Consider the following 6544-nt stretch of genomic DNA (forward strand, 5'->3'; position numbering starts at 1 on the left):
GGACCGCAGGGTCCTGGGAGAGTAGGACGTTGCCAGACAAACGAGCGACACCTCACGGTGTCGCTTTTTTCATATGGATGCACCCAAGGATCTGGTTAGCCAGATAATTTGGAGGGATAGGGACGTGCGGATTTTAATTTATGCTGGGTTGCTTTCTGGGCGTGGCGGAACTGAAAATGTAATTTTACAAATGGCGAATGCATTACAGCGACGCGGGCATGAAATGTTATTTTTAACATCGGTCCGTGCAGAGGATTGGTCATGGACGAATGATTTGCCGCATGCGATGTTTGCTTCGGATTTGGTTCCGAATAAGCGCTCGGCGATTGAAGAGGAACCGCCATTTTTTTCAGTACTTTTGAACACTCAAGTAGCACTTCAGATGTTACCTAAACCGGACGTTATTTTGTCGATCTATGCGGGCGATAACGCGATTGTTGCTGCTTCACGCTGTCTGTATCAAGAGCCACCCGTTTTATTGAGTTGGATGCATAATAGCCTGCACGTGGCTGCTGACCGCTTTGCGCTTCGCTATGCAGACGGTCATCTCGCCATCAGCACAGGCATCAAACGCCAATTCTCAGCACTTGATCCTTCTAAGCCGGTTCGTGTCGTATACAATCCTATTCACCAAGTCGAGATTACTCCATTAGAATCGCTGTATGATCAAAATGTTGTGCAATTTGTTTATCTAGGACGATTTGACATGGTGCAAAAACGTCTGGACGTGATGTTTCAAGGTTTTGCCGCATTGAGAGGGCTGCCTTGGCATCTTGTGATGATGGGACAGCCTTTTGGGCAATATGATCAGAGCCAGGTTGATCAATTTTTGAAGCAATCAGGAATCTCAGATCAAGTGGAGTGGTGTGGCTGGCAAGAAGATCCGTGGAAATATATTACGAAGCGCTCCGTTCTTGTGCTGACTTCTGATTTTGAGGGATTTCCAATGGTTATACTTGAAGCATTGGCACGCGGTCATCTCGTCATTGCGAGTCGGTGTGATACAGGCCCTGAGGATATGCTTCGCAATGGGGTGAATGGCTGGTTATTTACCCCGGGGTCAATTCAAGAGTTTACACAGTGCGTTCGTGACATTTTGGATCGGATGGTTGCTATCCCTTCGATTGAGGCGTGTCAACGTTCAGTGGTGCCATTTCATGAAGAACAAATTACGGATCGATTTATTGAGAGCATCACCTCACTTGTAGAAGAACACCGTCTCCGCTGAAGAATTTTATTGAGATCAATCCTATTTTGACTAAAATAATGATTGGTTTGTCTTGACAATGCATCGTATTTTTGATATTCTACTCGTGTTCTCTTTTTTGAGTGCCCGTAGCTCAGCTGGATAGAGTACTTGACTACGAATCAAGGGGTCGGGAGTTCGAATCTCTCCGGGCACGCCAGATTTGCCGAAGTGGCGGAATTGGCAGACGCACGCGCCTCAAAAGCGCGCGGGTAACCCCCGTGCCGGTTCGAGTCCGGCCTTCGGCACCATCCCTTTTCGGATGATGCGGATTATATGCAATTGTTTTCTAGAGTCGGGGCTATAGCTCAGTTGGTAGAGCGCTTGAATCGCACTCAAGAGGTCAGCGGTTCGAATCCGCTTAGCTCCACCATTCCTCGATAGCTCAGTGGTAGAGCATCCGGCTGTTAACCGGAGGGTCGTAGGTTCAAATCCTACTCGAGGAGCCAATTTGGCCCCATGGTCAAGCGGTTAAGACACCGCCCTTTCACGGCGGGAACAGGGGTTCGAATCCCCTTGGGGTCACCATTCAGATCCTGTTTCTCTTTTTTGAGATGACAGGGGCGGTTAGCTCAGCGGGAGAGCACTCGCCTCACACGCGAGGGGTCGGCAGTTCGATCCTGCCACCGCCCACCAATTCTATAGGCCACTTCGACGCGGGGTGGAGCAGTTGGCAGCTCGTCGGGCTCATAACCCGAAGGTCGCAGGTTCGAGTCCTGCCCCCGCAACCATTCTTCCTGGGCCTATAGCTCAGCTGGCTAGAGCGCACGACTGATAATCGTGAGGTCAGAGGTTCAAGTCCTCTTAGGCCCACCACGAATTACCCTTTGCCAGATTCTGCGCAAAGGTTTTTTTGTGTTCTACGGGACAATCCGCGGGGCGTAGGCTCTTGTATAGCGCCGACAAGGAGGACTCCGATGGATGAGTTGTGGCAATTCCTCGCGGTCATGGCAGCCCTCTCGACAGGGTCTCAAGCGATTACACAACAAATGAAGAAGAGAATTGTTTTTTTACATTTGCAGGCAAAGGCCAAGCCGAATGACAGTAAGTGGGATGAATTGTATGAAGATGCTCTTCGCAAACTGAATGTACAGTTGCTGTCTGGTGTCAATGGCACAGCGCTTGCGGCGCTTGCGCAGGTCCATCCACTTCAGATTTTGAAGTTGACGCCGAGTTGGACGACGTGGGGGCCGCCTTGGCTTGGAAATACGTTTGACTATATTTCGGCTGGTGTGCTGGTTGCATACGGTGGTCCGTGGTTTCATGATCTCTTAGGAATTCTTCGCGAGTATAAGGTGCAATTGAGAAATCTTCCAATGGCCAAACAGGGCAAATAGCGGGACTGTAATGGTGTTTCATGCTCGACGATCGATCAACGAGAGGTTGCGCAAGATAAGGAATTGTGGTATATTATCTCTTGTCTTTCGTTGGAGAGATGTCCGAGTTGGTCGAAGGAGCACGATTGGAAATCGTGTAGGCGGTTTAAACCCGTCTCGTGGGTTCGAATCCCACTCTCTCCGCCAGTCGGCGGAGTAGCTCAGCTGGTTAGAGCATACGGTTCATACCCGTAGGGTCGGGGGTTCGAGTCCCTCCTCCGCTACCATGTTTTATGCCACTTTAGCTCAGTTGGTAGAGCGGCTCACTCGTAATGAGCAGGTAGCCGGTTCGAATCCGGCAAGTGGCTCCAAATGGCTAGTATTCATGGGTCTTCTCGCATGTTGTGAGAAGACCCATTTTTTTCGCTTTAACGTTTACTTCAGGAATAGACTGGATTGCGCGTGCAAGCCTCTAGGATCGCGTGGACAATCTGCATTCCCTTCTTTTTATGATCCAGTTCAGGGTTAAATCCTGCAATTTCAATACCTCGCAGGTTGCTATTTTCGGCAATGGCGCGCACCAATTCAATAACGGTGTGGCTTGGGAGCCCGTTTGAATTTGGAAAGTCCACAGCGGGCATATCTTGTGTATGGATTGCATCCACATCGAGATGAATGTATGTATCTGTCTTTAGTAGGGATGTTTCCATCCATTGCTTCAATTCATCTTGATGTACATGGCGAACACCGTGTTCGTTCATTGCGCGTTTCTCTGATGATTCCGTGAGCTGACCGCTGAGGAGCGTTACCTGTTTGCCTTCGATTATCCCTTTTCGTTGAGTTGTGTGACCTACGACACTGGCTAAAGCCATTCCGCCAAGGTAGCCTGTTGACGATGTTTTCTCGTTTAGAAAATCTGCGTGAGAGTCAATCCACAGCAGTTGGATGTGAGGATACACCTTTTTGATAGGTGCAACCGTGCCATAGGCGAGATCACATTCGCCGCCGAGGATGATGGTAAAGATATCGTCGCGAATCCACTCTTCAAGTGACGCGCGAATGGACTGCACTGCAAGCTCGACTTTTGCAAAAGAACTGGCCTGCGGCGGTAACTGAATTGAGATGTTACCTCTGTCCTGCCAATTGCTTATGAAGTCTGGCGCTTCTGATTGAAGGTACGCTCGAATAGCGTTTGGTGCGTTTTTTACCTGAAGAGTCCTCTTGGACAGGTCGGCGGGGTATTGAAGTGCCATAGGAATTCCGATGAGTTGAGTTTTATTCAACGGGTATACCTGCCTCTCTTTTTAATTAGAGTCTCCGCCCGATAGGATTCTATGTGCGGTTACGAATTGGAACTGTACTGGATCGACGCGCATGATTATTTTGGTATATGGAATACTTACGTGAGCGATATAGAAGGAAAGCTGGATACACATCGTTATCTAATCGTTAGGGAGGTAATTTCTTGAACCGAGGCATGATGTCATTTGGAGCGCATGAACTGATTGGGTTGAATGAGGCGCTCATGGCGAAATCTGCGAACATCGAACTCCTGTCTTTCCTGAGTCAACATGTGCAAGATCAGCGATTGAGAAACATGTTGGAACAGCACGCAGAATCCGTCCATCATCACTATATGCAGGGTGTTCAATTGTTACAGGGACAAGGGCAGGAGGTATATGCTAAACCAGGATTTGCTGAGTCGAACATGGAGTATTACGGCCAGCCTAAACTAGGCTTGCGCAATCCAAACATGCCCATGCCCCGTCTGAATGCGCAAGCACCTTCGGAGCGAACCATCTGTACGACAGCGCTTAGTTTATACAAATTTGGCGCAATCGGTTGGACAACGTTTGGTCTTGAATGCACGAATCCACAATTGCGCGAGTGGTTCATGCGCGGAACGGCAATGAGTGATAAAATGGCATACGAAATGTGGGGCTTTATGAATCAAAAAGGGTATTACCAAGTTATTACGCTCCCGAATGAAACCATCCAAGCGATGATGCATGCCTATACACCGTCACAAATGAGTTTGAACCAGGGTGTAAACGCCATGCCGTATCAATAATCCATTTTTAGATAGGGCTCTGACGAAAATAGAATTCGTCGGAGTCCTGTTTGCTGTCTCTAAAAGAGGTGCTATCTTTAAAAACATAAACAGATGCTTGTAAGAGAGTTGAGACGCTTAAATAATTTCGAAATAAATAATTGTATATACCTAATAGGGTATATGATATAATAACTTCAGGAAGATCATTCACATGAAACGGAAGGTGAAACGCGTGTTTCTTAAATATTTTTATGATGAGAAATTGGCTCAGGCATCCTATATGGTCGGGTGTCAGGCGACGGGTGAGGCGCTTGTGATTGATCCGTCGCGCGATGTAACGATGTATGAAGAAACGGCGCTGAAAGAAGGTTTTCGCATTGTTGCAGCAACGGAGACGCACATTCATGCAGATTTTGTCTCTGGTGCAAGAGAGTTGGCTGTAGGTGCGGGGGCAAAACTGTATTTGTCTGGCGAAGGTGACGCAATATGGCGTCAACAGTATACAGAAGGGATTTCTTTCCAATGGGTGCACGATGGGGATGCCTTCAAAATTGGCAATTTGACCTTTGATGTAATGCATACACCAGGACACACTCCTGAGAGTTTGTCGTTTTTAGTGCATGACGGAGGCGGCGGAATTCACAGGGAAGCTATGGGGATCTTTAGTGGAGATTTTGTGTTTGTAGGCGACATAGGACGGCCTGATCTTCTTGAGAAAGCTGTCGGCGTTAGCGGATCTTCCGAACAAGGCGCAAAACAAATGTACGAATCGATTCAGCGCTTTAAAAAGCTTCCGGATCATCTCCAAGTTTGGCCAGGGCATGGTGCGGGTAGTGCGTGTGGCAAAGCGCTTGGCGCAATTCCCTCTTCTACAGTCGGCTATGAAAAACTCTTTAATTGGGCAATGGCCGATCTCTCAGAGTCTGAGTTTATCCAAAAGTTACTCGAAGGACAGCCTGAGCCTCCCCTCTATTTTGCCCAAATGAAAAAGCTCAACGTTGAAGGACCAGCGTTGATCTCAGACCTTCCCCCGATTCCGTTGATTGACAGCGCAGCTGTTAAAACAGCGATCGTCGAGGGCAGGCAAATCGTTGATACGCGATCGGCTGCTGCGTTTCGCGCAGGTCACTTGCCAGGGACGATAAACATCCCTTATAACAAGTCTTTCATCACATGGGCCGGCTGGTTGCTTTCATACGAACAGCCGATCTATCTGCTCGCAGAGTCGAGTCAGCAATCTAGCATTGTTCGCGATTTGCGGTCGATTGGATTCGACAATGTGGCAGGTCGTGCTCCCCTCGATGTTGTTAACGTCTCAACCATGGATGGAGAGGCGCTTGAGACGTATCAGGAGATTACGCCTCAAGAGGCGCAGTCTCTTTTGAAACAGGGCGAAGTGGCGTGGATTGATGTGAGAAACGATGCGGAGTGGGCAGAAGGCTACATTGAAGGCGCCAAACATCTCATGCTCGGTAGAATTAAGGGGCGTTTGAGTGAGTTGCCAAAAGACAAAGATCACCCGATCGTTGTTCAGTGCCAATCAGGGGTGCGTTCCTCGATTGCGGCGAGTGTTCTTCAGCGAGAAGGATATAAAAATGTGATTAACATGGCCGGTGGTTTTGGACGCTGGGCAAATGAAGGGCTACCTGTAACGCAGAGTGAACGCGTAGGAGTTCACAACGCATAACGTAAAGCAAAGAAGGGGATGGGGTTGCGGCGGCACAGCGCAACCCTGTACACCCTTTTTACACAAAAAACCGCGCCGATGAATAGGCGCGGTTTTTTGTGTGTACGCCAGGCATGGGCGGAATCTATAGGGTGCAAGTCCCGAACGGGGGTTGGCGACAGACCTACCGTTAGCCAAGAGCAAGGGTGTCCACCGCGAGGTGGAATCTGAAGGAAGCTTTAGGCAAACCCTCGACCTGAGGT

5 protein-coding genes and 11 tRNA genes are annotated in these 6544 nt (G+C 48.8%); 15 read left to right on the forward strand and 1 reads right to left on the reverse strand.

The genetic code is table 11. The annotated features are described in order from the left end of the window. Nucleotides 1-124: 124 nt before the first annotated feature. From AYW79_RS14860 to AYW79_RS14920, 13 genes are all read left to right on the forward strand, one after another. A complete protein-coding gene (locus tag AYW79_RS14860; protein ID WP_067567575.1) occupies nucleotides 125-1228 on the forward strand; it encodes a glycosyltransferase in 1104 nt (367 codons plus the stop codon). Between the two features lie 101 nt (nucleotides 1229-1329). After that, nucleotides 1330-1406, forward strand: a tRNA-Arg gene (locus AYW79_RS14865). A gap of 5 nt (nucleotides 1407-1411) precedes the next feature. Then, nucleotides 1412-1497 (forward strand) — tRNA-Leu (locus AYW79_RS14870). A 46-nt stretch (nucleotides 1498-1543) separates the two neighbouring features. After that, nucleotides 1544-1619: transfer RNA gene (locus tag AYW79_RS14875), tRNA-Ala, on the forward strand. Nucleotide 1620: 1 nt separating this feature from the next. Further along, a tRNA-Asn gene (locus AYW79_RS14880) sits at nucleotides 1621-1695 on the forward strand. 4 nt (nucleotides 1696-1699) lie between these two features. Beyond that, nucleotides 1700-1774: transfer RNA gene (locus tag AYW79_RS14885), tRNA-Glu, on the forward strand. Between the two features lie 33 nt (nucleotides 1775-1807). Beyond that, nucleotides 1808-1882, forward strand: a tRNA-Val gene (locus AYW79_RS14890). Nucleotides 1883-1901: 19 nt separating this feature from the next. After that, nucleotides 1902-1977 (forward strand) — tRNA-Met (locus tag AYW79_RS14895). Between the two features lie 8 nt (nucleotides 1978-1985). After that, nucleotides 1986-2062 (forward strand) — tRNA-Ile (locus tag AYW79_RS14900). Nucleotides 2063-2163: 101 nt separating this feature from the next. Continuing rightward, a complete protein-coding gene (locus AYW79_RS14905; RefSeq protein WP_067567578.1) occupies nucleotides 2164-2583 on the forward strand; it encodes a hypothetical protein in 420 nt (139 codons plus the stop codon). A gap of 92 nt (nucleotides 2584-2675) precedes the next feature. Then, nucleotides 2676-2769, forward strand: a tRNA-Ser gene (locus AYW79_RS14910). A gap of 3 nt (nucleotides 2770-2772) precedes the next feature. Beyond that, a tRNA-Met gene (locus tag AYW79_RS14915) sits at nucleotides 2773-2849 on the forward strand. Nucleotides 2850-2857: 8 nt separating this feature from the next. Next, a tRNA-Thr gene (locus AYW79_RS14920) sits at nucleotides 2858-2933 on the forward strand. A 69-nt stretch (nucleotides 2934-3002) separates the two neighbouring features. Here the strand turns inward: AYW79_RS14920 and AYW79_RS14925 are convergent. Further along, nucleotides 3003-3845, reverse strand: coding sequence for an arginase family protein (locus tag AYW79_RS14925; RefSeq protein ID WP_067567581.1), 843 nt, complete (start codon nucleotides 3843-3845; stop codon nucleotides 3003-3005). Between the two features lie 182 nt (nucleotides 3846-4027). Here AYW79_RS14925 and AYW79_RS14930 point away from each other — a divergent pair, with 182 nt between their 5' ends. Both AYW79_RS14930 and AYW79_RS14935 read left to right on the forward strand, forming a co-directional pair. Continuing rightward, nucleotides 4028-4633: a spore coat protein gene (locus AYW79_RS14930; RefSeq protein ID WP_231877935.1), complete on the forward strand. Its 606-nt coding sequence runs from the start codon at nucleotides 4028-4030 to the stop codon at nucleotides 4631-4633. A 214-nt stretch (nucleotides 4634-4847) separates the two neighbouring features. Beyond that, on the forward strand, nucleotides 4848-6302 hold the full coding sequence (locus AYW79_RS14935) for an MBL fold metallo-hydrolase (protein WP_067567587.1): 1455 nt from the start codon (nucleotides 4848-4850) through the stop codon (nucleotides 6300-6302). Nucleotides 6303-6544: the final 242 nt, after the last annotated feature.

This window comes from Ferroacidibacillus organovorans, assembly GCF_001642725.1.
Taxonomy (GTDB): Bacteria; Bacillota; Bacilli; order Alicyclobacillales; family SLC66; genus Ferroacidibacillus; species Ferroacidibacillus organovorans.